This window comes from Gilliamella sp. Pas-s25 (genome assembly GCF_009795885.1).
In the GTDB taxonomy this organism is placed as follows: domain Bacteria; phylum Pseudomonadota; class Gammaproteobacteria; order Enterobacterales; family Orbaceae; genus Gilliamella.
The window spans coordinates 1-25,319 of the sequence record NZ_WTEV01000034.1 but is presented as its reverse complement, the minus strand read 5'-3'; the positions used below and the strand labels follow the sequence as shown (position 1 = coordinate 25,319).

Annotated in this window: 26 protein-coding genes and 1 pseudogene; 17 read left to right on the top strand and 10 right to left on the bottom strand. The window is 34.7% G+C overall.

Features of this window, described 5'->3' with window-relative positions; genetic code table 11:
- Nucleotides 1–126: 126 nt before the first annotated feature.
- Nucleotides 127–393 (bottom strand): GrxA family glutaredoxin, encoded by a 267-nt coding sequence (locus GQ593_RS11880; RefSeq protein WP_034912061.1) that lies wholly within the window; start codon nucleotides 391–393, stop codon nucleotides 127–129.
- 617 nt (nucleotides 394–1,010) lie between these two features.
- Between GQ593_RS11880 and GQ593_RS11875 the strand changes: the two genes are divergently transcribed.
- The 5 genes from GQ593_RS11875 (at nucleotide 1,011) to GQ593_RS11855 (ending at nucleotide 6,174) form a co-directional block, all read left to right on the top strand.
- Nucleotides 1,011–2,330 (top strand): hypothetical protein, encoded by a 1,320-nt coding sequence (locus GQ593_RS11875; protein ID WP_160432220.1) that lies wholly within the window; start codon nucleotides 1,011–1,013, stop codon nucleotides 2,328–2,330.
- A 941-nt stretch (nucleotides 2,331–3,271) separates the two neighbouring features.
- Entirely contained in the window at nucleotides 3,272–3,961 is a 690-nt protein-coding gene (locus GQ593_RS11870; RefSeq protein WP_160432219.1) for a DUF2884 family protein, read from the top strand.
- Between the two features lie 63 nt (nucleotides 3,962–4,024).
- Nucleotides 4,025–4,876, top strand: a complete 852-nt coding sequence (folD, locus tag GQ593_RS11865) for a bifunctional methylenetetrahydrofolate dehydrogenase/methenyltetrahydrofolate cyclohydrolase FolD (protein WP_160432218.1) — start codon at nucleotides 4,025–4,027, stop codon at nucleotides 4,874–4,876.
- A gap of 64 nt (nucleotides 4,877–4,940) precedes the next feature.
- Nucleotides 4,941–5,432, top strand: coding sequence for a peptidylprolyl isomerase B (gene ppiB / locus GQ593_RS11860; RefSeq protein WP_160432217.1), 492 nt, complete (start codon nucleotides 4,941–4,943; stop codon nucleotides 5,430–5,432).
- Nucleotides 5,425–6,174, top strand: coding sequence for a UDP-2,3-diacylglucosamine diphosphatase (locus tag GQ593_RS11855; protein ID WP_160432216.1), 750 nt, complete (start codon nucleotides 5,425–5,427; stop codon nucleotides 6,172–6,174). Before ppiB ends, GQ593_RS11855 begins: the two co-directional genes overlap by 8 nt.
- Here the strand turns inward: GQ593_RS11855 and modC are convergent.
- The 3 genes from modC to modA are packed head-to-tail and all read right to left on the bottom strand — an operon-like array spanning nucleotide 6,153 to nucleotide 8,309.
- Complete coding sequence (gene modC, locus GQ593_RS11850; RefSeq protein WP_160432215.1) at nucleotides 6,153–6,833, bottom strand: molybdenum ABC transporter ATP-binding protein; 681 nt, start codon at nucleotides 6,831–6,833, stop codon at nucleotides 6,153–6,155. The genes GQ593_RS11855 and modC overlap by 22 nt on opposite strands.
- A 5-nt stretch (nucleotides 6,834–6,838) precedes the next feature.
- Nucleotides 6,839–7,528: a molybdate ABC transporter permease subunit gene (gene modB / locus GQ593_RS11845; protein ID WP_160432214.1), complete on the bottom strand. Its 690-nt coding sequence runs from the start codon at nucleotides 7,526–7,528 to the stop codon at nucleotides 6,839–6,841.
- Nucleotides 7,529–7,556: 28 nt separating this feature from the next.
- Entirely contained in the window at nucleotides 7,557–8,309 is a 753-nt protein-coding gene (modA, locus tag GQ593_RS11840; protein ID WP_160432213.1) for a molybdate ABC transporter substrate-binding protein, read from the bottom strand.
- Between the two features lie 270 nt (nucleotides 8,310–8,579).
- Here modA and GQ593_RS11835 point away from each other — a divergent pair, with 270 nt between their 5' ends.
- From GQ593_RS11835 to amtB, 9 genes are all read left to right on the top strand, one after another.
- A complete protein-coding gene (locus tag GQ593_RS11835) occupies nucleotides 8,580–9,368 on the top strand; it encodes a TOBE domain-containing protein (protein WP_160432212.1) in 789 nt (262 codons plus the stop codon).
- Between the two features lie 15 nt (nucleotides 9,369–9,383).
- Nucleotides 9,384–10,856: a molybdate ABC transporter ATP-binding protein ModF gene (gene modF, locus GQ593_RS11830; protein WP_160432211.1), complete on the top strand. Its 1,473-nt coding sequence runs from the start codon at nucleotides 9,384–9,386 to the stop codon at nucleotides 10,854–10,856.
- A 383-nt stretch (nucleotides 10,857–11,239) separates the two neighbouring features.
- A complete protein-coding gene (uvrB, locus tag GQ593_RS11825) occupies nucleotides 11,240–13,243 on the top strand; it encodes an excinuclease ABC subunit UvrB (protein WP_160432210.1) in 2,004 nt (667 codons plus the stop codon).
- 25 nt (nucleotides 13,244–13,268) lie between these two features.
- Entirely contained in the window at nucleotides 13,269–13,619 is a 351-nt protein-coding gene (locus tag GQ593_RS11820; RefSeq protein WP_160432209.1) for a RidA family protein, read from the top strand.
- A 169-nt stretch (nucleotides 13,620–13,788) separates the two neighbouring features.
- Entirely contained in the window at nucleotides 13,789–14,289 is a 501-nt protein-coding gene (gene purE / locus GQ593_RS11815) for a 5-(carboxyamino)imidazole ribonucleotide mutase (RefSeq protein WP_160432208.1), read from the top strand.
- A gap of 1 nt (nucleotide 14,290) precedes the next feature.
- Nucleotides 14,291–15,364, top strand: coding sequence for a 5-(carboxyamino)imidazole ribonucleotide synthase (gene purK / locus GQ593_RS11810; RefSeq protein ID WP_160432207.1), 1,074 nt, complete (start codon nucleotides 14,291–14,293; stop codon nucleotides 15,362–15,364).
- A 45-nt stretch (nucleotides 15,365–15,409) separates the two neighbouring features.
- Nucleotides 15,410–16,897 carry a dGTPase gene (dgt, locus tag GQ593_RS11805; RefSeq protein WP_160432206.1) on the top strand — a complete coding sequence of 496 codons (1,488 nt, stop codon included), beginning with the start codon at nucleotides 15,410–15,412 and terminating at the stop codon, nucleotides 16,895–16,897.
- Nucleotides 16,898–17,167: 270 nt separating this feature from the next.
- On the top strand, nucleotides 17,168–17,506 hold the full coding sequence (glnK, locus tag GQ593_RS11800; RefSeq protein ID WP_160432205.1) for a P-II family nitrogen regulator: 339 nt from the start codon (nucleotides 17,168–17,170) through the stop codon (nucleotides 17,504–17,506).
- 21 nt (nucleotides 17,507–17,527) lie between these two features.
- Nucleotides 17,528–18,808 carry an ammonium transporter AmtB gene (amtB, locus tag GQ593_RS11795; RefSeq protein ID WP_160432204.1) on the top strand — a complete coding sequence of 427 codons (1,281 nt, stop codon included), beginning with the start codon at nucleotides 17,528–17,530 and terminating at the stop codon, nucleotides 18,806–18,808.
- Between the two features lie 124 nt (nucleotides 18,809–18,932).
- On the opposite strand, the gene GQ593_RS11790 is transcribed toward amtB, so the two are convergent.
- Nucleotides 18,933–19,214 carry a hypothetical protein gene (locus tag GQ593_RS11790; RefSeq protein WP_202115486.1) on the bottom strand — a complete coding sequence of 94 codons (282 nt, stop codon included), beginning with the start codon at nucleotides 19,212–19,214 and terminating at the stop codon, nucleotides 18,933–18,935.
- Here GQ593_RS11790 and GQ593_RS11785 point away from each other — a divergent pair.
- From GQ593_RS11785 to GQ593_RS11775, 3 genes are all read left to right on the top strand, one after another.
- Nucleotides 19,205–19,354, top strand: coding sequence for a DUF4113 domain-containing protein (locus GQ593_RS11785; RefSeq protein ID WP_202115485.1), 150 nt, complete (start codon nucleotides 19,205–19,207; stop codon nucleotides 19,352–19,354). The two genes, GQ593_RS11790 and GQ593_RS11785, sit on opposite strands and share 10 nt — an antisense overlap.
- Nucleotides 19,355–19,484: 130 nt before the next feature.
- Nucleotides 19,485–20,288: a helix-turn-helix domain-containing protein gene (locus tag GQ593_RS11780; protein ID WP_091346825.1), complete on the top strand. Its 804-nt coding sequence runs from the start codon at nucleotides 19,485–19,487 to the stop codon at nucleotides 20,286–20,288.
- Nucleotides 20,289–20,296: 8 nt separating this feature from the next.
- Complete coding sequence (locus GQ593_RS11775) at nucleotides 20,297–20,977, top strand: 4'-phosphopantetheinyl transferase family protein (RefSeq protein ID WP_091346823.1); 681 nt, start codon at nucleotides 20,297–20,299, stop codon at nucleotides 20,975–20,977.
- Between the two features lie 148 nt (nucleotides 20,978–21,125).
- Here the strand turns inward: GQ593_RS11775 and elbB are convergent, their stop codons facing one another.
- The 5 genes and pseudogenes from elbB to mobH all read right to left on the bottom strand — a co-directional run.
- On the bottom strand, nucleotides 21,126–21,785 hold the full coding sequence (elbB, locus tag GQ593_RS11770; RefSeq protein ID WP_091346822.1) for an isoprenoid biosynthesis glyoxalase ElbB: 660 nt from the start codon (nucleotides 21,783–21,785) through the stop codon (nucleotides 21,126–21,128).
- Between the two features lies 1 nt (nucleotide 21,786).
- Nucleotides 21,787–22,089, bottom strand: a complete 303-nt coding sequence (locus tag GQ593_RS11765; RefSeq protein ID WP_160432201.1) for a hypothetical protein — start codon at nucleotides 22,087–22,089, stop codon at nucleotides 21,787–21,789.
- A 143-nt stretch (nucleotides 22,090–22,232) separates the two neighbouring features.
- Complete coding sequence (locus GQ593_RS11760; protein WP_160432200.1) at nucleotides 22,233–23,270, bottom strand: hypothetical protein; 1,038 nt, start codon at nucleotides 23,268–23,270, stop codon at nucleotides 22,233–22,235.
- A gap of 244 nt (nucleotides 23,271–23,514) precedes the next feature.
- The gene (locus GQ593_RS13885) at nucleotides 23,515–23,943 is read right to left on the bottom strand and encodes a conjugal transfer nickase/helicase domain-containing protein (RefSeq protein WP_272914616.1); all 429 of its coding nucleotides are present in this window, start codon (nucleotides 23,941–23,943) and stop codon (nucleotides 23,515–23,517) included.
- A 387-nt stretch (nucleotides 23,944–24,330) separates the two neighbouring features.
- Nucleotides 24,331–25,236: pseudogene (mobH, locus tag GQ593_RS11755) on the bottom strand (MobH family relaxase); the annotation flags it as partial.
- Nucleotides 25,237–25,319 lie beyond the last annotated feature (83 nt).

Below are 25,319 nucleotides of genomic sequence, written 5' to 3'. Positions count from 1 at the left end.
CATAGAAGAATTCCTCTTATCATGGACTCTTCTCTATTAGATCAAAGAACTCGCCAAAAAGCGAGTTCTTTGTCATCAATCTGAGCCACTTAAAGGTGGCTTTTGGTTCAAAAAGTTGTGTATTATTTATTCTTTAAAAAGCCCTAAATGCTCTTTCGCATAGGCCTCAAAATCAGTGCAGCCACCAATCGGTTTTTCATCAATAAAAATTTGTGGCACAGTTTCAACTGGTTTGCCAACACTTTTAGAAAGGTCTTCTTTAGTAATACCTTCAGCGTTAATGTCTACATAACGATAAGAAAAATCATCACGTTCTTGAGATAGTTTTTCGGCTAGCTCTTTAGCTCTAACACAATAAGGACAACCTTGACGCCCAAAAATTACTGTATACATTTTTTACCTCTAATCATTTATTTTTAAATATAACCTTACTATACTTAACTTTTAAAGAAAAAAAAGCAAAAAAATATAGTTGATTAAATAGATTATACCTATTGATAGTGAGATTAGAAAGATGGTTGAGTATTATTCATAAAAACTTGAATTTACTTGCTCATTTTTTTGCAATTTAGATTTAATATTTAAAATATTTCTATTTATTAAAATTCATCATATGCCATTCTTAACAATTTTTTACAAAAAAATAAATTACAAGCATTATATTTTACTATATAGTTGATCATCTATTCTAGTTAGTTATCCAATTGATGTTTGATTTGTTACACTATTATGCGTTTAATTGCATATCTTGTTGTATTGTTAAATAAACAAAATTAGCTATAAGGATTAGCAAGAATATGATAAAACACAGTTCTGACTTGAGACACGAGACTCATGGGATAGTTAATTATTTTTTTTCAATGTTACCGAAAAAAATTTTATATTTAGTGTTACCATTTAATTTAAAATGTTCCAATTGTAAATCTAATTTTACTGCCTCAATAATTAAATTTGCGTCTAGCTTAAAACCGAAATTTACTAAAACAAGTTTAATATTATTACAATTAGTGATGGTTGGTTCATCCCATGCAATACTCAGCGCCACTTCAAGTCGCTTTATTATCGGTCAGGCACCACAAGTAGTTGTGTTATCGGGTGCAGATAAACATGGTTTTACCGTCAATGGCATTTTCTATAGTGAAGCTAGTGATAATATAAAATCCTCAGAGGTGAAAGAGTTTGACGGTAATTTGAGCGTGAATGATTTCAAGATTGAGACATATACGGTGATGAACTTAGATAGAGCTGAGAATTATAGAGATATAGATGGCGATAATGCAGATCCAGACCAGCCATTTAAAGTCGAAAAAACTGATTATTGGTGGTATGACAATAGCGGAAGACGAATAATTGGTGCTGATAGGAGAAAAGCGATAGGTTGTGGCAGTGGTTTTTCAATGCCATTAAAACTGATAATTCAGACAAAAGTCAAAGCTTATTCGAAGTATGGTATTCCAAATGAAAGTGATCAAGTAACCTTAGCCAAAACCTATCAAATCGCACCCAGATCACAAATTTGTTATGCCAAACCAAATGATGTAATTATTTCACCGAATCAACAATGGCGAACATATGATCCTAATCTTGCATCTAACCCAGTTTCAGGACCTTGGGCTTGGAATGGTGCTAATATAAGCCGACATCCTGATTCTGGGGGAGGGTATAGTGCTGATTATGTCCCTAATTGGGGATTTAAAGCTAATCCAATAGCATCAGGTAAAAAATTTCCAACAACAGGATTCCCTGGGGCTAAATTTCAATTAGTGATGACTGGTGCACAAGATGATTATCGTTATCAAGTAATCAATAACCCAGGGGGTGGTGTATCAATTGATCAAAATGGTGTGGTAAAACTTAATAGTAAACCATTAAGAAATGTCACGGTGAGAGCGACTTTAAAAAGAGATACTTCTGTCATTCATGATTATATATTTAATCCAACCTCGGTATGGTTAGAACCGCATAAGAATGAAAATATAAAGTTATCCACTGCAATTAATTTATGTGGTGGAGTTAACAATATACCTTTACGTAAAGATTATACTAATTCTCCCGCAATTAATGTTGCAGAAAATGGAAATTGGAGTATTTATCCCAATAGTTTTACTCGATCTATTGGCGATTCAATTATGGGAGAATGGGGCTGGGTATCAGGTAAAAACTACCCTGAATCTAATTGGCCTACAGAGAATACTTACTATGTTCTTTATTGGACTAGAGAAATAAACTATGCTCAGTATAATATTTATTTTACAGTTAATCTATCAGGTTATGTTTCTGTGCGTGAGGCAGAAAGGGGAGAATCTGGTAAAATAGCATGTAAGCATTAATATAGCTTTAACATATATAAAAATATCGAATTATATTATTAATATATAAAAATCGGATTGGCTGAAAAATTAGAAAAAGTTAAACTTGCAACAGCGTATTGCAATGCGCTGTTGTTACATGAGGGGGTATTTTTAACTTCTAAATCGCTAACTATTTGTTGATTATGTTATATCACCAAGAAAATATGTCTCTCTTTCGGTTATACCATTCTGGAGGGCAAATAGATTTCGTAAATTTTTGATTGATACGATGTTTATCATACGCTTTAATAGATACTGTAGAGCTTTAATTAATCACCGAACGGTATAGGATCCTGAATATTTTTTACAAAAAATATAACTTAAAATGTAGGAAACCCCCGAATTGTTTAAACTTCATGGCTAAAATAATTCTCTAAAAACCTCATAAAATGTTTTACGTTCCTATTATTTTTTTGTTTTTTGAATTGCTGAATATTCGTTGTTTATGCATATTGCCATTAAACTCAAAATAAAATCGTTATTCCAAATCAAATACAAGTAGTTTTATACTAAAACACATAGTTACCTGAAAGTTTTTGACAAGTGTTTATAATGCTGTTTAGCAAAAACTAAATCGAGTTTCCAATAGTTTTGGCTTAAGTTATGTCCGATATTCGTTTATTCGTAAAGTGCAAATTAGCACTACGAGTGCTGTGATGCAGTGGGTAGCACTTCACGGGAGTGTGTCGATTCTTTTAGGAAAAAACTGAATAACTGAGCAAAGTATAGATGTTCTTAAAGAGGGCGTATAATGGATAATACGAATAATTGCATATAATGCGTCTAGCTAAAATATCATATAAAGCAATTAGAGTGTTGAAAGATTATCATTTTTAAAATTATAGCACTCATTTTATTTTATTATGTTAATTGTTAGGTAGAAGTTATAATCTTCATTAATTAACTCGCTGGATATGAATATGCTGAAAAAATTGTTGTTGATTGCTTTATTACTACCTATCACCGTATTTGCTGCTAAAAAAGAGTGTGGGGTTAAACCCAGTTATGATATTACAATTAGCAAAGAAAGTGTGCATATGTTTAATAATAAAAATGATTTCACTATCATGCCAAATGGAATAGTTGTTTTAAATAAACAATCAGTAACACTTAATCCGCCATTACAAAAAAAACTAGTTCAATTTCAACAAGATTTACGCCAACAGTTACCGCAATTAGAACAACAATCGTTAAGTCTTTTATTAGATGTGAAAATGACTTTTGAACAGGCGATAAAAAATCAATTGGGCGACGATAATGAACTAAAAAGTGAACTAAACAAATTATATAAACGTTTAGTTAAGTTGTTACATGCTTCGATTATTACAGAAAATGGCAATACACGATTTTCTTACCAAAATTTCAATAACCTAAAAAAAGATGGCGAAGATATTGGTCAGCGTATTTTTTATAATATTGTGGGAGGAAGTATTTTGCATTTCGATTTTTTTAAAAATTTAGGTGCAATTAAGCAAATCTCTAAAAATGAGTGGAAAGCTCAAAAACCTAAATTAAAAGCTTTTGATGCTCATATTTGTTCAGTGATTACCAATATTGATGCGCAATACAAAGAAATATTAACTCAACTTAATCAATCTATTCATAAGTAAATAGACATTAATAAAAACTTTTGCGAAAATGATGCCTTTACTATGATAGCTAAACGGAAGCTTATGACTGCACATATCATTGATGGAAAAGCATTAGCACAACAAATACGAACTGACATTGCTAATAAAGTTAACACACGTATTGAAAAAGGTTTATCTGTTCCTGGGCTTGCAGTAATTCAAGTGGGTTCAGATCCCGCATCAAAAATCTATGTCAAAAATAAGCAAAAAGCTTGTGATGATGTTGGTTTTATTTCATTTGCGTATGACTTCCCAACGTCGACCACTGATGCGTTGTTGGCATTAATTGATGAACTTAATCAACGCCCAGATGTGCATGGTATTTTAGTGCAACTTCCTTTACCTGATAATATTGATAAAACCAAGGTACTTGAACGTATTGATCCAAGTAAAGATGTTGATGGTTTTCACCCTTACAATATTGGTCACTTATTACAACGCGATCCGATTTTACGACCATGTACACCATATGGTGTGGTTAAAATGCTTGAATCAACAGGTATTAATTTATCAGGATTAAATGCTACTGTTGTTGGTGCATCAAGCATTGTAGGTCGTCCAATGGCATTAGAATTATTGTTATTAGGTTGTACAACAACCATTACTCATAGCCGTACTGTTGATTTAGCCAAACATGTGAGTAATGCGGATATTGTTGTTGCAGGAGTTGGCATTCCCAATTATGTTAAGGGTGAGTGGATAAAACCAGGCGCAATTGTTATTGATGTTGGTATCAATCGTCTGCCAGATGGTAAATTAGCTGGCGATGTGGATTTTGAGGCTGCCGTTAAACGGGCTGGCTGGATAACGCCAGTGCCTGGAGGTGTTGGTCCAATGACTGTTGCTATGTTAATGAGTAACACCCTTGAAGCATGTGAAAAATTTAGTAAGTAAGTCAAATTGATTAAAGCTTACTTTTGCTCGAAATATGTATATTAAATAAAAAAAGGAATCTGTTATGATTATATTTCACACTAATTTAGGTGATATTAAAATCAAAACTTTTGACGATAAGGCGCCAGAAACCGTTAAAAATTTTGTTGAATATTGCAAAGACGGTTTTTACAACAACACAATCTTCCATCGTGTTATTAATAATTTCATGATTCAAGGTGGCGGGTTTGAACCCGGTATGAAACAGAAAAAAACAAAATCACCAATAAAAAATGAAGCAGATAACGGACTAAAAAATGATCGTGGCACTTTAGCGATGGCTCGCACATCAGATCCACACTCTGCAACAGCGCAATTTTTTATCAATGTGGTTGATAATGATTATCTTAACTTCCGCTCTGCTGATGTTAATGGCTATGGCTATTGTGTTTTTGCACAAGTCGTTGATGGGCTTGACGTTGTTGATAAAATCAAAGTCGTTAAAACAGGACGTAGCGGTATGCATTCAGATGTTCCTGTAGAAGATATCATTATTACGAGTGTTACGGTTGAATAATCCTGTTCGTTATTTTATTGCTGATATTCATCTAGCCGATAATGAGCCTGATGGTTATATGGGTATAACCGCAGGCTTTTTGTCTTTTTTACATACTCTCCCCGATAATTGTGAACTTTACATTTTAGGTGATTTGTTTGACTATTGGGTAGGGGATGATGTGAGAACAAACTTACATTGCCAAGTTGCGCAGGCATTACAAGCTCTATCACGACGTAATATCAAAAAATATTTTGTGCATGGCAACCGCGATTTTTTGTTAGGGAAAAAGTACGCTAAGCAGAGCGATATGATTTTATTGCCCGAGATTAATTGTTTGCCTAATCAAGATAAGAATATTGTTTTTTTACATGGCGATTTATTGTGTACTGACGATTCTCAATATCAAAAATTTCGAAAAGTTATGCATAATAAATGGTTGCAAAAACTGTTTTTATTACTTCCACGCTCTGTTCGGCTTAACATTGCAGCTAAATTGCGACAAAAAAGTAGCCTGCATAATCAGGCTAAATCTGAATTTATTATGGATGTCAATCAACAAGCGGTTGTGGAAGTAATGATAGAACATAATGCAGATATTATGGTGCATGGTCATACCCACAAACCTGCAACACACCATTTTCAAATTGATGGCAACCATGCAACTCGTATAGTGCTAGGGGCATGGCATGATGGTGTGACATATATCAAACAAGAACAAAATAGTAATACTTTAGCTCTTTATAACCATTCTTTTAAATAATCACTTTGTAAAACATGCTCGACTTTACCAAACTCAATCAGCTTGCCTTGATCTAAAATGGCCACATTATGGGCTATCTTTTTAACTTCATTAATATTATGTGTTACATAAATAATCGGTATATTTAACTCATTGGCTAACTTATCGATATATGTTAATAGCTCTTTTTTTCTGGGCATATCAAGGGCGGAAAGTGGTTCATCCATCAATAGTAATAAAGGATTAGTCAATAGTGCTCGACCGATTGCCACCCGCTGTTTTTCGCCGCCCGATAACATTGCGGGATAGCGATTTAATAATGGACGAATATTAAGCACATTCACTATTTCGTCAAATTTTGAAGGATTGAAGTGTTTAGTTCCATAAGTTAGGTTTTTAATCACTTTATAATGAGGAAAGAGTAATGGATCTTGAAATACAGTACTAATCTGCCGATTTTCTGGGGCAACAAATAGGCGTTTATCGCAATCAACCAGTGGTGTGTTATTGAGTTTGATATAACCTTGGTCGGGTTTAATTAATCCATTAATAAGGTTGATTAGCGTTGATTTTCCCGATCCTGAAACGCCTAAAATAGCGGTAATACCTTGGCAACCTATCGCATGATTGAATTGGAACGAAAACGAAGCAAGTTGTTTGCTAACCTGTATTTTTAACATAATGATTATCCTGTTAGCTTCTTCTTATGCCATCGATTTAACAATTCTGATAAAAAAAGTGCAATGATTGACAGTACAATCGAAATGATACATAGCCGTAAGGCGCTGTTTTCACCATTAGGGATTTGTAGCATCGTGTACATTGCGAGTGGTAAGGTCCGAGTTTCACCTTGAATATTTGATACAAATGTAATTGTTGCACCAAATTCTCCTAAACAACGAGCAAAGCCTAGCACGATTCCCATTAAAATACCCGGAAAAGCTAAAGGTAAAGTGATAGTTAGAAATACTCGCCATTTATGGGCACCAAGGGTGCGAGCCACATGTTCAAGTCGTATATCAATCGATTCAATGGCTAAGCGAATAGAACGTACCATGAGTGGAAATGCAACCACTGCTGAAGCTAAAGCTGCACCTTGCCAATTAAAGCTAAAACTGATATTTAAATTTTGAGTTAACCATTCACCAATTGCACCTCGTCGCCCCATGGTTATTAACAATACATAACCTAATACTACCGGTGGCAAAACAAGAGGAAGATGCACAATGCTATCAAATAGCGATTTACCCAAAAATTGACAGCGTGCCAATATCCAAGCGGTTAAAATACCTATTGGTAAACTAAAGCCAATTGCTGCAGTGGCTATTTTTAAACTAAGTAGTAATGTTTGCCATTCAAATTCAGTTAATAACATATTTGTATTAGATCACTCACTTGTTAAGTTACTTAGTTATAAATCCATATTTTTCAAAAATGGCTTTAGCTTGTGGTGAGTTTAAATATTGATAAAAGTCACTTGCTTTTAAGTTTAATAACGTGATTGGGTATTCGATAGACTTAAATGTATCTGCAGGGAAAGCCCCTATAATTTTCACTTTATCGCTTACTTTGGCATCGGTGCTGTAGACAATGCCAAGGGCGGCTTCGTTACGCTCAACTAACATCAGAGCGTCCCTCACATTGCTAGCAGGGGCAAATTGTGGTAATAATTTGTTAAATACGCCTAAATTAGAGAGAGATTGTTTTGCATAAAGCCCCGCGGGAACGTGATCTGGATCACCAATGGCAATTCTTTCGTCTTTAGGTAAAATCGCTTGCCAATTGGTATTGTTATTGATTAAGACGTTATCTAATGGTGAACTTTTTGGGGCAATAAGCACTAATCCATTTTTTAATAAGTCTTGTTTATTTTTCGCTATATTATGCTCAATAAGGTAAGTCATCCACTTTTGATCGGCTGACATAAAGATATCGGCAGGTGCACCTTGTTCAATTTGTTTTGCTAATACTGATGATGAAGCAAAAGAAAACACAATATCCACGTCTTTATGTTCAGCTTTATAAGCGGTAGCGACATCTTGCATTGCATTTGTCAATGATGCAGCGGCAAATACAGTTATTTTCTCAGCAGCTGATGTAAAAAAGGTTATCGCCATCAGTACTATAGCCCCAACAACTCCAATCAATTTTTTCATTTTTTCCTCACAATAAAAGTAGGTTAATTTGGGTTATCAATATTGTTAAAATCCTCGGTTGTAATAGAACATTTTCATTAACCACCCATTCGTTATATAAAAAAAAACATATCGATATTAGCAAAATTTATTCATAAAGTACAATTAAATAGACGTCACAAAACAATCAATGATGTTTTTAACTTGTTTTGAATGAATATGAAAAAGCGTCTACAATAAACACTCTTATCTCCTCCAAATTGATTAGTTGGTTCTTCATGGTGTTAAATTATGTTTTCTCCTGAAATTTTATTGACATTGAATATTCAGCAACAGTTATTTACTGATCCACGACGTATTGCACTGTTAAAAGCAATTGAACAGACTGGCTCATTAAGTCAGGCTGCCAAGCAAATTGGCGTTAGTTATAAAACAGCGTGGGATGCTATCAATGAAATTAACAAATTAGCACCTAATCCTTTTTTAATTACCGCAATTGGTGGCAAAAATGGTGGAGGCACAAAGCTCAGTGCTTATGCTGTTAGGTTCATTCAACTTTATGATCTATTAACTCAGTTGCAACAAAATGCATTTAACATACTGAGTGATGACAAAGTCCCATTAGATGATATTTTAAAAACTACTGCAAGATTGTCATTGCAGACCAGTGCTCGAAATCAGTTATATGGCACAGTTAAGCAAATTCACACAAGTGATGTTGCTGGTTTTATTACTGTACTGCTCAGTGATAACCAAACTGAGTTAACAGCGTACATTACTCAGCCAAGTATTGAACGGTTAAAGTTGAGTACTGATAAAACAGTCTTATTGCTAATTAAAGCCCCGCTGATTGAATGGGTAAATACAAAAGAGAACGCGAATAAGAATCTCTTGTCGGTTACCGTTGAACAGATCACAACAGATGGCAAATGGAGTGAAATTGCTTTTTTATTATCTTCTGGCGTCGTGCTTTATGCTAGTAAATTAGCTGATGAAGTTAAACAATCAGCCCTAACCGTAGGTAAACAAACTACGTTATTTATTCATCCACAACATATTATTGTTGCAACATTAGTTTAGCAATATGAGGTTATCATGCTACAAATAGAACACGCACAGTTTAAAATTAGCGATTACCAAGTTTTTATTATTGCATCGCTATTAATCAAGCAAGGGGGGCATGTCGCTTTTGTGGGACGTAATGGTAGTGGTAAATCCATACTAGCTAAAGCACTAGCCGGAGAACAAAAATTATTAACTGGAAAAGTTATCAATCAATTTAAATCTATAATCCGTATCTCGTTTGAACAACTTCAAAAGCTGATTGATGATGAATTTAAGCGTAATAATACTGATATGCTAAGTGAAGGTGAAAATGATATAGGCTTAACTACTGAACAAATCATTCAAGAAAATAATTTTAATCAACAACTTTGTCAGCAATTAGCAACACAATTTGGAATTAATCACCTATTAACCAGACGTTTTAAATATCTTTCAACAGGCGAAACACGCAAAACCTTAATTTGCCGAGCCTTGATGCAGCAACCTGATTTTTTGATATTAGATGAGCCATTTGATGGTTTAGATGTGGTATCACGTGCAAATTTAGCTAAAATTCTTGCTGATCTTGCAAAACAAAACATTACTATTGTTCTTGTTCTAAATCGGTTTAATGAAATTCCTGATTTTATCGAAAATATTGGTCTACTAGCTGATTGTCAACTCTTGAAAATTGATACGAAGAGCACAATATTAAACGATGCAACAGTTAAGCAATTAGCAGATTTGGAAAATATACCCAATATGCCATTACCAGAAGCTGATGAATCACCAACACGATTAGCAGATCAATTAGATCGAGTCATATTAAATAATGGCTATGTCCGTTATGACGATAAAACAATTATTAATGGATTAACTTGGCAAGTCAAAGCCAAACAAAATTGGCACATTGTTGGGCCTAATGGTGCAGGTAAATCGACGCTATTAAGTCTAATCACTGGCGATCACCCACAAGGGTATAGCAATGATCTTACTTTATTTGGTCGAAAACGCGGTTCGGGCGAAACCATATGGGATATTAAACGCCATATTGGTTATGTCAGCAGTAGCTTACATTTGGATTACCGCGTTAGTTCTAGTGTTAAAACAGTGCTATTGTCTGGCTATTTTGATTCGATTGGTATCTATCAAACTACCAGTGATAGACAAGCTAAATTGGCTGACGAATGGTTACAGTTGTTAGGTTTACAGACGCAGGCGGATAACCCTTTTCAATCGCTCTCTTGGGGACAACAACGATTAGTTTTGATAGCTAGAGCTTTAGTCAAACATCCGACACTGCTTATTTTAGATGAACCATTGCAAGGGTTAGACCATCTTAATCGAGAATTAGTCAAACGTTGGATAGATCGTTTAATTAGTGAAGGACATACGCAGTTACTCTTTGTGTCTCATCACGCAGAAGATGCGCCTAAATGCATCACTCATCGATTAACTTTTGTTCGTGACTTTGATGATAGCTATCAATATCGCTTTGAACAGTTAAGCGAAATAATTAGTTAAACCTATTAAAAACAGGTTTAAAAATAGGGAAAATCATAAAAATAAAATGGATTTTTTTATGAAAATTTATCTTGATATTTGAAAAAAGTTTATAAAGGTTACACTTATGAAGTTATCCCCGTTACCTGTGGATAACTCTGTTAGTAGTTTATTGAAAAAAGCGCTAACCTCAGTCACTATCAGGATTTTTCTTGATTTGATTGCAACTTAATCATAAAAATATTTTTTGTTTAATATCAATCATTTATTATAAATCAAGGTATATATTTATTGATTTTTTTATACATAAGAAAGGGAACTGAACGAAAAATAGAAGATTTTTAAAGGTCAAGTCCTTTTGGGGATAATTTTTATTAATAGGTAAAATATTAGGTTGTGATGTAATGAAAAAATTTAAATTATGTTCCGAATTTAAGCCTGCTGGTGATCAACCTGAAGCAATAAAAAAAATTAATCAAAATATTGAAGATGGAATTGCTCATCAAACATTATTGGGCGTAACGGGATCAGGTAAAACGTTTACTATGGCAAACGTTATTGCTACGCATAACCGCCCAACAATCATTTTAGCGCCCAATAAAACACTGGCAGCTCAGTTATATGGCGAAATGAAGGCCTTTTTCCCTGAAAATGCGGTTGAGTATTTCGTATCTTATTACGATTACTATCAACCTGAATCTTATGTACCTTCAACCGATACATTTATTGAAAAAGATGCTTCAATCAATGAGCATATAGAGCAGATGCGCCTTTCTGCCACTAAATCGTTACTAGAACGACGTGATGTGGTGATTGTTGCTTCGGTATCGGCAATTTATGGTTTAGGCGCGCCAGAAACCTATATGTCAATGATATTGCACCTAACAAAAGGCACGATAACTGATCAGCGTTCAATCTTAACTCGCTTGGCCGAATTGCAATACACGCGTAATGAAATCAACTTTAGTCGTGGTACGTTTCGTGTTCGAGGGGATGTGATAGACATCTTTCCTGCTGATTCAGATGAACTTGCAGTGCGCGTAGAGTTATTTGATGACGAGGTCGATCGTATTGTTATGTTCGATCCTCTTACAGGTAATAGTATCAATGAAGTATCACGGATTACTATCTATCCAAAAACACACTATGTAACGCCAAGAAACATTATGGAAAATGCCATTGCGCAAATTAAACAAGAGCTTAAAGATCGTCAAAAAGTATTGTTAGATAACAATCGCCTACTGGAAGAACAACGTTTAACTCAGCGAACACTATTTGATATTGAAATGATGACCGAACTGGGGTATTGCTCTGGCATCGAAAATTACTCACGCTTTTTAGCCCAACGTAATCCGGGCGATCCGCCAGCAACGTTATTTGATTACTTGCCGCCAGACGGATTATTATTTATTGATGAATCGCATGTTGCGATTCCACAAATAGGCGCAATGTATAATGGCGATCGTTCGCGAAAACTTAATCTGGTTGAATACGGCTTTCGTTTACCATCTGCACTAGATAACAGGCCTTTAAAGTTTGCAGAGTTTGAAAATATTATGCCACAAACTATTTATGTATCAGCAACACCCGCCAAATACGAAATTGAAAAGTCAGGTGGTGAAATTATCGAACAAGTGGTTAGACCTACAGGACTATTAGATCCCATTATTGAAATTCGACCGGTTGCAACACAAGTTGATGACCTGTTATCTGAAATCAAAATTCGTATTAACAATGACGAGCGTGTTTTGGTGACTACACTTACTAAACGGATGGCAGAAAATTTAACTGATTATTTGTCAGAACATGATGTCAATGTCAAATATTTGCATTCAGATATTAACACGGTTGAACGAATGGAAATTATTCGAGACCTACGTTTAGGAAAAGTGGATGTACTAGTGGGAATTAACTTATTACGAGAAGGTCTAGATATACCTGAAGTTTCTTTAATCGCAATATTAGATGCTGACCGAGAAGGTTTTTTGCGTTCTGAAAGCTCACTTATCCAAACTGTAGGACGTGCAGCTCGAAACGTGAATGGTAAAGCGATATTATATGCTGATAGAATTACTCCTGCTATGAAAAAAACAATTGACGAAACTGCTCGCCGTCGTCAAAAACAAGAAGACTTTAATACAGCACATGGCATCACACCAAAATCAGTACGTAAAGAAATTAAAGATATATTAGAGGCCGGTTTAAGTACTAAGAAATCGACAGCCAAAGTACAAGCGTTTGAACCAGGTAAACCGTATCAGTATGTATCTGTTAAAGATGTACAGGAAAAAGTGAAAGAGCTTGAAGCAATGATGTATGAAGCGGCTCAAAATCTTGAATTTGAAAAAGCGGGTGTACTACGTGATGAAATAAAAAAATTACGTGCGGATTTTATTAAAGTGTCTTAATGACGCATCTAACAAGGAAAATATAATGACAATAACACGAATTGATCCCGATGATCGCTGGTCTGAAGCTGTGATTCATAATAACGTGATTTATTACACAAGTGTTCCTACTGAACTTGAAAATGACGCTTATATACAAACTAAAAGTGCGTTGGCTGAAATTGATAAACTATTAGCACGGGCCAATAGTGATAAATCACTTATATTGGATGCGACATTATTTTTGGTCAATAAAAGTGACTTTGCTGCAATGAATAAAGCGTGGGATGAATGGGTAGCTAAAGGGAGTGCGCCAGTTCGTTGCACAGTGCAAGCTGAATTGATGAAAAAGGAATATCTGATCGAAATTAAAATTGTGGCAGCTGTAAAAGCTTAACATTTCCTTTATCGCCGATACTATTCGGCGGTATCACTTTGATTATTCAAATTATACTATCTTCCCTCAGTGTGTTTATTGTCAATAGATAAAATCCTTACTATCCCAATCCCCTAAATTTTAGTGTATACTTTACATACATCCTATTTTAATTATTCAAACATTCGTTATGCACACTCAACCTAAAATTGCCATTGTCATGGGTTCTAAAAGTGATTGGGACACCATGCAACACGCTGCAGATGTTCTAAATGCATTGACTATTTCCTACCATGTTGAAATTGTTTCAGCACACCGTACACCCGATAAATTATTTCGCTTTGCTGAAGATGCTAAGCAAAAAGGTTTTGATGTGATCATCGCTGGCGCTGGCGGTGCAGCTCATTTACCCGGTATGTTAGCCGCCAAAACACTCGTTCCTGTGTTAGGAGTTCCGGTTCAAAGTGCTACACTAAGCGGTGTAGATAGTCTTTATTCTATTGTTCAAATGCCTAAGGGGATTCCTGTTGGTACTTTAGCAATCGGTAAATCTGGCGCTGCTAATGCAGCATTGCTTGCCGCACAGATCCTCGCTTTACATGATAAAACGGTTTATCAACGCTTATCAACATGGCGACTAACTCAAACTGATGATGTATTAAATCATCCTGATCCAAGAGTGAATGCATAATATGAAACTTAAATCCGTTTGTGTACTTGGTAACGGACAATTAGGACGAATGCTTAAGCAAGCTGGCGAACCATTAGGTATAAAAGTCTACCCAGTTGGACTCGATGTTCATCCGCAAGACATTCCATATCAACAGTCGGTAATAACAGCTGAAATTGAACGATGGTCAGATACCCCATTTACCCAGATTTTAGCCAAGCATCCCCATTTTATTAATCGAGATATTTTTCCGCTTATTGCTGACCGGTTAACGCAAAAGCAGCTGCTGGATGAACTTGGCTTACCTACAGCTAAATGGCTTGCGCTTAATCAACCCCAAGATTGGCCAAAGTTATTTGGTGAACTTGGTGATCTATTAATTGTTAAGCGTCGAACTGGTGGTTATGACGGGCGAGGACAATGGCGTATAGCCATTAATCACCCAACCACCGTACCAGATGATATTTATCAAAACGCCATTGTTGAACAGGCCATTCCATTTGAAAAAGAGATGTCATTAGTGGGTGCGCGTAATGCAAAAGGTGAAACGGTATTTTATCCACTTACCAATAACTTCCACCAAGATGGTATATTAAAAATAAGTATTGTACGACCGAACGAATCTCCTTCATTACAAATAAAAGCTGAACAAATGCTATCTGCCATTATGCATAAATTGAATTATATTGGCGTAATGGCAATGGAGTGCTTTATTGTTGGTGACGAGTTACTGATCAACGAGCTTGCACCTCGAGTACATAATAGCGGTCATTGGACGCAAAATGGTGCTTCGATAAGCCAATTTGAACTACACCTTCGCGCAATATTGGAACTGCCACTACCTAAGCCTGATGTATTTACTACCTCAGTTATGGTTAATTTAATTGGTACAGATTTAAATCTCAATTGGTTAGCCATTGATTTGGTGCACTTACATTGGTATGAAAAAGAAGTCCGTATAGGACGTAAAGTGGGGCATTTAAATCTAACACATAACCAATCTAACAGATTATTGAACGCATTAGATGAACTATTACCGTTATTGCCTAATGATTATCAAAAAAGCATTGCATGGGCAAAACAAGAATTACAGTAATTTAGTTAGTTAAACCAATTAAGGCGATTAAATGAAGGGTGTAGCATGATTGATTTCGGCAAAAAAATAAATTATCAGCGTTACGCTAGTAAACAGCGTGAACCACTGTCTGATGAGTACTCCATAGTACGTTGTTTTGAAAGTGATCGTGGGCGAATCATAAACTCAGCCGCCATTCGTCGCCTACAACAAAAAACGCAAGTCTTTCCATTAGAACGTAATTCTGTGGTCAGAACGAGACTAACTCATTCTATGGAAGTACAACAAGTGGGCCGTTACATTGTCAAAGAAATTATCAACCGCCTAGGTAAAGCTGGAAAATTAAAAAAATATGGGCTTGATAATTGTATAATGGCGATTGAAAGCTTAGTTGAAATGGCTTGTTTAATGCACGATATTGGTAATCCTCCATTTGGCCATTTTGGTGAGTCCGCTATCAATAAATGGTTTACACAGCGCTTAGGTCTTGACAAATCTACAATTTATCCAGTGCTTGAAATCAATAACAGCGATGATGACAAAATAAAAGAAATTAAAACCAAAATTCGCCAAGATCTATCAAATTTTGAAGGTAACGCGCAAGCAATTCGTTTAGTCCATACTATCTTACGTCTCAATTTAACTTATTCACAAATTGCTTCGATTCTTAAATATTCTAAACCAGCTTATTGGTCTAAGCAGCTTCCCATTGAATTTTCATATTTAATGAAAAAACCAGGCTATTATTTATCAGAAGAATCATTTATTGAGGAACTTTCTAAACAGCTTGATATCAAACTATTTCATCGTTATCCATTAACTTACATTATGGAGGCTGCCGATGATATCTCATACTGTATTGCCGATCTTGAAGATGCTGTTGAAAAGAGAATCCTAACGGTAAAACAGCTTTATATTCACTTAGCTGAAGCATGGGGGCCAATTAAAAATGGTGATTTGTTTGACACAGTGGTTAAACGCCCTTATGAAAACCTAAAGCAGAGTGGGTATGATGCAATTGGCATCGACCAATTTTTTATGTATTTACGCGTCAACTCCATTGGCAAACTGGTACCGCATGCAGCCGAACGATTTATTGAAAATATTGAAGCAATTTATCACGGTGCTTTTAATCATGCTCTACTTGAAGACTACGGTGCAGAATATAAATTACTTAATATTTTTAAAACAGTTGGCTTTAAACATGTGTTTAATCATGAATCGGTCGAAAATATAGAACTGCAAGGATACCGAATTATTAGCGGATTGCTTGATATTTATAGTCCACTGCTTGATATGCCTACCGATGATTTTTTAAAATTAGTTGAAGACAAATATCACAAGGATTATCTTATTGAAACGCGCTTATATCATAAATTATCTTCAAAACATTGTGTCGCTTATGCACAAGCAATTAGCAAACTGCATCCAAATAAAACAGGTTTTGCTTGCATGGAATTTTATTACCGGTGTCGCTTATTACAAGATTATATAAGCGGTATGACAGATCACTTTGCTTATGACGAGTATCGCAAGTTAATGGTAACATTCTAACGCATATTAACTGATTATAATGGCTAGGCACTAATATTACGCATTGGCACCAAATTAGTGCACGACCAAATAACAATATATCAAAGAAAACCCTCATTATTTTTGTCTTTCGTCTGTCAAACTAAACGACTGAACTTAAATTTTATAACGGCTACCTTTTATCTTTTCTCATAAATTCATCTTGAATAACTGGCTTTAATTCGAATTATCATTTCTTGGCACACTCTTTGCAGTGTTTACCTTGTATCTCATATTTATTAGGAGCGATGGATGAAATTAGTCACTGTAGTTATAAAACCGTTCAAATTAGAAGAAGTTCGGGAAGCCTTATCCGATATAGGTATCACTGGATTAACTGTTACCGAAGTCAAAGGTTTTGGACGACAAAAAGGCCATGCGGAGCTATATCGTGGCGCCGAATATAATGTCAATTTTCTACCTAAAGTTAAAATTGACTTAGCTATTAGTGATGAGCAGCTTGACGAAGTCATTAGTACTATTGCTAAAGCAGCGCATACGGGCAAAATTGGCGATGGCAAAATTTTTGTCACCTCACTTGATCATGTGGTACGTATACGTACAGGTGAAACTGACGACTCGGCGCTATAATTTATTGTTAAGGATATCATTATGTTGAAAAAAATTATTCTTTCTATAGCTATTTTATTTTCAAGTACTGCTTTTGCTGATGAAGCTGGCATAGTTGATAAAGCAGATAATGGATTTATGATGATCTGTACGGCTTTAGTACTTTTTATGTCTGTGCCTGGTATTGCTCTGTTTTATGGCGGTTTATTACGTTCCAAAAACGTGTTATCGATGTTATCTCAAGTCCTTGTAACCTTTTCTCTGATTGCCGTATTATGGATTACTTATGGTTATTCACTCTCTTTTGGTGAAGGAAATTGGTTTTATGGCAATTTTAACCACTTTCTATTAACGGGTATTGGTATTACCGATGTGTCAGGCTCAATTTATGAACTCATTTGGGTGGCGTTTCAAGGATCATTTGCTTGTATTACCTGTTGTTTAATTCCTGGCGCCTTTGCTGAACGAATGCGTTTTTCAGCCGTATTAATCTTTATGGTGTTATGGTTTACATTTTCGTATATTCCCATGGCACACATGGTCTGGGGGGGCGGAATTTTGGGCGATGAAGGTGCGCTTGATTTTGCTGGTGGTACAGTTGTGCATATTAATGCAGCAATTGCCGGAATTGTCGGCGCTTATTTAATTAAAAATCGTCTTGGTTATAACCGTGAACCACTAAAACCATTTAACTTACCTTATGTCTATCTTGGTGCGGCAATTCTTTATATTGGTTGGTTTGGCTTTAACGCAGGATCATCAACGCATGCTGATGAGATCGCAGGTTTAGCCTTTATTAACACAGTTGCTGCAACAGCAGCGGCGGTTTTAGCATGGACATTAGCCGAATGGTCTTTACGAGGCAAACCATCATGCCTAGGTTCAGCATCAGGTGTCATAGCGGGATTAGTTGGCGTAACGCCTGCTGCTGGGCTTGTTGGCGTAGGTGGTGCTATGTTAATTGGGCTTATTTGTGGTTTTGCTGGTGTCTGGGGCGTATCGACACTCAAAAGAATTCTAAAAGTTGATGATACCTGTGATGTATTTGGCGTACATGGCGTATGTGGCATAGTAGGTTGTGTGTTAACTGGTATATTTGCATCAGAATCATTAGGCGGTATTGGTTATGCCGAAGGTATTACTATGATAAGCCAAATCGGGATTCAATTAATGAGCATTATGACGTGTGTAATTTGGACAGCGGTTGTTTCTTTTGTTGCTTATAAAATTGCAGATCTTTGTGTTGGCTTGCGTGTTTCAGAGGAGCATGAGCGAGAAGGCTTAGATATTAACAGCCACGGCGAAAGTGCATTTAATAGTTAATCATAAATACTAAAAAGCCTATGCTTGTGGGCTTTTTAGTTTATTGCTATTCCAATATAAAAATAGTAGTAAACCTTACAAAGTTACTAACACGAATTTCTATTCTTATTATTTTATTCTATGCTTAATCATTCCAAAACATAATTGCATTATCTTCAGTCAATACTAAAGGTGGTGAAAAGAGGTATTCTTTTATTTCATTAGGTAATGCATCAAAGTCATTAAAATCAATTACTAAATTCGGGTATGTTTTTGAGATATTTTTTAAACGTTCATCTAATATTTGATTTATTTGCTTTGCTTTATCTTCCATATCCATTTTAGTTTTAAAATTTTTTACATATGTTTCAGTGTCCATTGCTTCACGGTAGACAAAAGCAAAAAAGTGATAGGTTGATGCAAACACTCGATGCCATCAATCAAAAGATGGGGAAACATACACTGCAATTAGGTGGCGTTAGAAAACAGGCCCCTTGGCAGATTAAACGTGAATTACTAAGCCCGCGTTATACCACGCGTTGGGATGAGCTATTAATGGTTAAATGACTAATTTTAGTTTGACTTAGTAAAATTATGAATTATGATATTATCAATATAAACGTTAATGGAAAAGGTATGTTTTGGATAAAAGTCGAATAAATTCAGCAAGCGTACAAAATCATTTAGGGTGATACGGATGATTAACAATATAACGAATAAACTTAACAGCTTAGATGCTATAATTAATTCCTCTCCTTGCATTTCCACTTATCGCTCAAAAAAACGACAAATATTGTTAAATATTCCTATATTAAAGCCTCTACTCATCATCATATTAAATGGACATAAACTTGTGGGTAACAAAACAAAATACACCTGTAATGTGGGCGAGTTTATTTTTTTTACGAATATGCAGTCTGTCGATATGAGAAATATTCCAAGTAATTCTAATTACTTGGCATTACTGATAGAGTTTGAGTTCTCTGATTTCTATAATTTACCATTAAAAACAGAAAAGATTAAATACGAAGGTTATACAACAGGTTCAATCAATGATTCTCTAGGTAAATGTGTCTTACAATTTATAGATATGATCGATTGGGCTCCTCCAGAAATACTTGAGGGTAGGAGAATAGAAATCATAAAACTGTTAATTTCTATGGGATATGAAAATTTAAGTTATTTACCTAATCACAAAGAAACAACTCAAAAAGTTATTAATTTATTCAGAGAAAATAATAAAATAACAACCGCCGAAATTTGTAAAAAAGTCTGTATGAGCGAATCAACTTTATATCGAAAACTAAGATCAGAAGGTGAAAATATCCTAAAGATTAAGGAAAAGATCTTGATGGGAAAAGCAATCCACTTGTTGCAAACAACGAATTTATCTATTGAACGAGTCTCCGAGCAAGTTGGTTATGCATCTTCACTTCGCTTTTCACAGAGATTCAAATTATATTTTGGATTAACACCCAGGGATTTAAAAAATACAAAATAAAATTGATTATGGAATATAAATCTTTTAAGTATAAAAATATTATTTATACAATAACTGAAATTGACAAAATCAATTCAGTAGATTTTTATCAAACATCAAAAGATTTTAATCTATCAAATGAAGTTTCAAATATGAGTTCTAAAAGGAGAAAAGAATTTATTTGTGGTCGAGTTTGTACGCGATACCTATTAAATAAACTACACTACGAGAATATAAATCTACCTACTTTAAATACGGATGGAACTCCGATGTGGCCACAAGGAATAATAGGCTCAATTTCTCATACTCAAAAAATGATTGCTGTGTGTATCTGTAGTACGTTTTATTATGCCGCTGTGGGTATAGATATTGAAACAATAATGAATATACAACAAAGTAATGCTGTAATAGAACTAACATTCAATGAACCTGAATTTTTTGAAAATAGACCAAAATCTATGTTCAACTATAATCGTGAACTGTACTCAACTATTATCTTTTCAGCAAAAGAATCCATTTTTAAAGCGATATATCAAAGTTCTGGATGTTATTTTGATTTTAAGAATATTTGTTTAATTAATTATAATAATAATATATTGAGCTTCAAGATCATGTCAACAATCAGCGAAAAATGGTGCGAAAACAGGGTAATCAATGTTTATTTTGATATTTTTAAAGAAAACGTATTAACACTAGTTTTAGAAAATTGAACAACAAATAGTAAAGAATGTATATTAAAATTTCTCCCTTAGCTATACGGTATTCCAAGTTCTGCGAATAAATCACTTAATCAAAATAATCTAACAGTCACGTTTAAAACTAGTAACTGTTAGATCAGTTTTTTAGCTAGTACAAAAGTTAAGATAGTTCAATAACTGCTTTAACTAATTTTGATATTCCTTGGTACGCATCGGCTAAATTTATACCGTCATCCATATAGGCGGGTGTTGTGACTATCTTATTTTTCTCATCAATTATACAATCTGCTGTGTGGCATTTATGATGTGAAACCCCTGTTTTTTCAATTTCATCTGCAAGATTTTTATCATTTCCTAAAGTAATGCTAGGTTTATTAGCGCCTAAAGATAATGCAATTAAAGCAGGCGAAATACATATAGCGCCAATAGGTTTTTTATCAGAATGAAATGCATGGATAATCTTTAAAACAATGGGATTCACTTTTGCATTGATGCCATCAAAAGCAAAGCTACAAAGATTCTTAGCAACACCAAATCCACCTGGAATAATTAACGAAGAATAATTATCAACATTAATTTTAGTAAGATCCTCAATTTTACCCCTAGCAATTCTAGCTGACTCCTCTAGAATATTCCGCTTTTCATTATCCTGTACATTACCTGTCAAATGATTAACTACATGGTATTGATCTTCATTCAAAGAAAAAATATCATATTTTACTTTTAGAGTGTCTAATGCCAAAAGAGTTAAAACAGATTCTCTAATTTCCGAACCATCTAAATATCCACATCCTGAGAGTATTACAGCTATTTTTTTCATATTAAACCTCAACTTGATTGATAATAACATTGTTTTTTACTTTGATACTTGTTGATACTAAAGAGATTAAGGCATCAACATTTTTTAATTGTGATACATCAGCGATTTTTAAATTTAACTCTGTATCTTTACCAGAAAAGGTATTATTCAGTTGACTCACTAATTGTATTAATCCTAAAGAGGCGATACCACAATCATTTAAGCTCCACTGAGACTCAACCTCTAAACCAGTAACTTTATATATGCTTTCTTTAACTTTTTTTTCTATAAAAATGTCATCTATTAAATTAGCTTTTTTATTCATTACATCCAGTTCTAAAGGAGAAATAATAAACTTACAGCACTCTATTATTTTTCTAAATAACTTTCTTATAACTAAATCTAACGGAAGAACTAATTTGGCAAAAAGAACAACAATCCCAACAACATAAAAATACTCATACCATTCTACAGGTACAGGCTGAGGACTGAACCAATAATAGTCCTTTTGATAGCCCCACCACCTGGCGGAGCGACATAAGCGACGAGATCTCCGGTTTTTACTCCTATTCGTCTTAAGTCACCGTCTCCATTTATACTACAAAACTCAAGCATATCACCATAAGATGTGAAATTAGATGAATCTTTATCTCTAGCGTTACGAAGTAGAGGATACTCAAATGGATAAAGAGATAATGCTTCTTTAATTGTTTTGGGAGAGTCAGCTAAATTAAGTTTGACCTCAACAATCTGATGCTCTTGTGATATTCTCCTATCGCTTATCGGATTAGTTTTAACCCAATTAGAATAAGATTTCTTTATAACTGACTTATTTTCTAATAGCTCATGTAAAGTTAAAGAAACATTATTATCCGCTTCGTTATTGACCTCATGACCTGATGGCATGTAAATTATTTGAGTATTACAGGATCGATTAGAAAATTTTTCAGCCCAACTTTTAAATTTATCTTCCCTACCAATCAAATTAAAAAAAGTAACATTATCATCAATGTTCTTTTCTAATAAATATTTCTTTGTGACCAAACTTTCTAATGTTAACTCACTCGCAATACAAGAAGTTATAATAATTTTAAACAAAGGCTTATTTGGCAGTATCTTTTTAACGGATTCTCCAAACTTAGAAACAAGCAATTTTTTTAATTCGTCATTCAAATATAATTCATTGACTATACTTACTATTATTCCTCCTTGACTAAAACCATATCCAATATCAAATTCACCGTTTTTATGAATATAGCGAAGAACATATTCTATAGAGTCTAATAATGAATTATCAAAGTTCTCATAAATAATCCAGGAGCGATATTCTTTAAGATTCAAATCAGTTAGTCCAAATCCTGGCTGATTGACAACATAAGTTGCATCTAGAAAAGATATATCATAATCATCATTATTATTTATTTTAAGATTCAATAATTGTATTCTAGTAACATCACTACAACTCCCTTGCCCATGCAACGCTAGTATTCTTTGTCTCTCTTTCATCACTATCCTTTATTTATATATAAAAACGTGAAATTTTAATTTTTAGAGAGAAAAAAAAAATAACAATTAACTTCATTATCTATACAAAATAGTTCATTTTGATAGTAAAGAGGTTAAAATGAGCGTCCATTGTATTTACTGCCGACGATAAAGTAACTAGTGCTTTTTTATCGATGATAGTTTTAAACAGTGTTCAATAGCTTATATTTTTTAGATCAGAACAATGTTTTTAACACTTAATTCATTAGGGTATTACATTGTTTATGTTAGCCACAACTTGTAAATACGGATTGTTATACACAATATCAGGAATAAGCATTTTGGGGTCGTCAAATAAATATCCATGTACTTTTTTAGTACTTTTGGGGCCTTCAACTGCACAAGTCCAAATACTATAACCATCTTCTAATCGTTTGTGGTATCTGAGCTTTTCAAACGCTTTTTGCATATATCGCCAGGCAGGTGTTTTTTCAGTTTTAGCAACCTGTTGCACTTGCGGAAATTCCATCACGTAACGCATAAAAATACCAGGTGTAACAATAAAAATCGTATCATCCACCGTATGAATTAGTGCTTGCGGTTCGTTGATAATGAGCTTTTGCATTAAGATAGCTTCTTTTAACCACTGTACAAAATGCTCTCCCGAGGGGGTTATTTCATCTATTTGCTTCATTACTTGTTTTTCCATTTCGGTAAATTCAACGGCAGGGATTGCTTTTTTAGTAGACGCTTCCAATATTAAATTTTGCTGATTTATTTGATTAGCAGTGATTGGACTATCGATAATTTGGTGGGGGTCATTTTGATTGATTTCAGTGGCAATAAATTTATTGGACGTGGCTTCTGACTCCGTTTGTTCATTATCATTCATACCTAATAAATTGAATACTGCATCTAAGCTATCCGCTAGTGGTGGATGACTGTTTGGTGTATTAACCGTGTCAAGTTCATCTATTATGTTGGATGTATTTTTCTCTGAGGCTATGGACGGTATGTCTTGTACAAGCGTTTCATCTACAGATTCGGTTGTATTGCTGTCATCTTTTGACTGATTTATGACGACTGCTCCATCAAAAGCAGATGGTTTTTCTTCTGACCAAATCAATGAAGGCATCACTTTTAAAAAGGTAAAGGGTTGAGACCAACCATTGCTGTAACTGGTGACGGTTGCACTCCAAATGGCTTTATCTTCAGACGTACTTAAAATAATATGATGTTCTTGTAACGTGGTGAAGAGTATCGAATTTTTGGAGGGAATACCTTCAATGCCTTGGGATAATAAATAGGCTCTAAGTTTATCGGAAACTGTTTTGCTCACTAACCATAAACCATCCTCTGTTAACCAACCATCACTGGGGCCACTGTTGTTAAGTTTAAGTTCGTCTTTTACAAGGTAACGTAGACCATCGAGGAGTTTGCGTTGCAGTGAATGTTTAGGTGCGCTTTTAACCCCATCAAGATTACCGCCCAATGAATGTGATACGGATGCTTGGTCAGCTTTGCTAACGAGTTCACCAACAATCCCTGCCAGCTCCATTTGCCCTGCAACAAAATAGGTAAACAGTGACCATAGCTCATCACTTTCGACTAACCAATCAAGTAGCTTAGCGTCCAATATTTGTTGATATAATAGACTTGTACTTGCACTATGTAATCGATACTCACGATTTTTACGATATTGAAATCGATACGGCGCTTTTAAAGAACCATGCCACGGATGCCATACTAAGCCATCTTAGTATTCAACATGAATATCAACGGCAATCTTACCAATATCATGAAGTAGCGCAGCATAGGCAATGCCGGCTGTCCAAAGATCTTCCTGCGCACTACGTTCTTCGGATGAAACCCCGATAGGAAGTAGATGAGATTGCCGAAACTTTAACGCATAGGCCATGATTTCAAGCCCATGTTCAAGCATTCCCCCTAAATACGCATGATGATGGCTGTCAGACGCAGGAAATTTGGAATGGCAACACATTTTAGTACCAAAAAGATAAGGTCATCGATTTCTTTTGTATTCAATCGGCGACTGGTAATTTAATGTTG

Excerpts from the sequence above, each read along its gene's own strand:
- dgt (WP_160432206.1), top strand. The coding sequence starts at position 15,410 with ATGATTGATTTCGGCAAAAAAATAAATTATCAGCGTTACGCTAGTAAA.
- modB (WP_160432214.1), bottom strand. The coding sequence starts at position 7,528 with ATGTTATTAACTGAATTTGAATGGCAAACATTACTACTTAGTTTAAAA.
- ppiB (WP_160432217.1), top strand. The coding sequence starts at position 4,941 with ATGATTATATTTCACACTAATTTAGGTGATATTAAAATCAAAACTTTT.
- GQ593_RS11780 (WP_091346825.1), top strand. The coding sequence starts at position 19,485 with ATGATTAACAATATAACGAATAAACTTAACAGCTTAGATGCTATAATT.
- GQ593_RS11835 (WP_160432212.1), top strand. The coding sequence starts at position 8,580 with ATGTTTTCTCCTGAAATTTTATTGACATTGAATATTCAGCAACAGTTA.
- GQ593_RS11765 (WP_160432201.1), bottom strand. The coding sequence starts at position 22,089 with ATGAATAAAAAAGCTAATTTAATAGATGACATTTTTATAGAAAAAAAA.
- GQ593_RS11775 (WP_091346823.1), top strand. The coding sequence starts at position 20,297 with ATGGAATATAAATCTTTTAAGTATAAAAATATTATTTATACAATAACT.
- purE (WP_160432208.1), top strand. The coding sequence starts at position 13,789 with ATGCACACTCAACCTAAAATTGCCATTGTCATGGGTTCTAAAAGTGAT.
- GQ593_RS11820 (WP_160432209.1), top strand. The coding sequence starts at position 13,269 with ATGACAATAACACGAATTGATCCCGATGATCGCTGGTCTGAAGCTGTG.
- GQ593_RS11760 (WP_160432200.1), bottom strand. The coding sequence starts at position 23,270 with ATGAAAGAGAGACAAAGAATACTAGCGTTGCATGGGCAAGGGAGTTGT.
- GQ593_RS11785 (WP_202115485.1), top strand. The coding sequence starts at position 19,205 with ATGCAAACACTCGATGCCATCAATCAAAAGATGGGGAAACATACACTG.
- modA (WP_160432213.1), bottom strand. The coding sequence starts at position 8,309 with ATGAAAAAATTGATTGGAGTTGTTGGGGCTATAGTACTGATGGCGATA.
- glnK (WP_160432205.1), top strand. The coding sequence starts at position 17,168 with ATGAAATTAGTCACTGTAGTTATAAAACCGTTCAAATTAGAAGAAGTT.
- modF (WP_160432211.1), top strand. The coding sequence starts at position 9,384 with ATGCTACAAATAGAACACGCACAGTTTAAAATTAGCGATTACCAAGTT.
- GQ593_RS13885 (WP_272914616.1), bottom strand. The coding sequence starts at position 23,943 with ATGAAGCAAATAGATGAAATAACCCCCTCGGGAGAGCATTTTGTACAG.
- folD (WP_160432218.1), top strand. The coding sequence starts at position 4,025 with ATGACTGCACATATCATTGATGGAAAAGCATTAGCACAACAAATACGA.
- GQ593_RS11880 (WP_034912061.1), bottom strand. The coding sequence starts at position 393 with ATGTATACAGTAATTTTTGGGCGTCAAGGTTGTCCTTATTGTGTTAGA.
- GQ593_RS11870 (WP_160432219.1), top strand. The coding sequence starts at position 3,272 with ATGCTGAAAAAATTGTTGTTGATTGCTTTATTACTACCTATCACCGTA.
- amtB (WP_160432204.1), top strand. The coding sequence starts at position 17,528 with ATGTTGAAAAAAATTATTCTTTCTATAGCTATTTTATTTTCAAGTACT.
- elbB (WP_091346822.1), bottom strand. The coding sequence starts at position 21,785 with ATGAAAAAAATAGCTGTAATACTCTCAGGATGTGGATATTTAGATGGT.
- purK (WP_160432207.1), top strand. The coding sequence starts at position 14,291 with ATGAAACTTAAATCCGTTTGTGTACTTGGTAACGGACAATTAGGACGA.
- uvrB (WP_160432210.1), top strand. The coding sequence starts at position 11,240 with ATGAAAAAATTTAAATTATGTTCCGAATTTAAGCCTGCTGGTGATCAA.
- GQ593_RS11875 (WP_160432220.1), top strand. The coding sequence starts at position 1,011 with ATGGTTGGTTCATCCCATGCAATACTCAGCGCCACTTCAAGTCGCTTT.
- modC (WP_160432215.1), bottom strand. The coding sequence starts at position 6,833 with ATGTTAAAAATACAGGTTAGCAAACAACTTGCTTCGTTTTCGTTCCAA.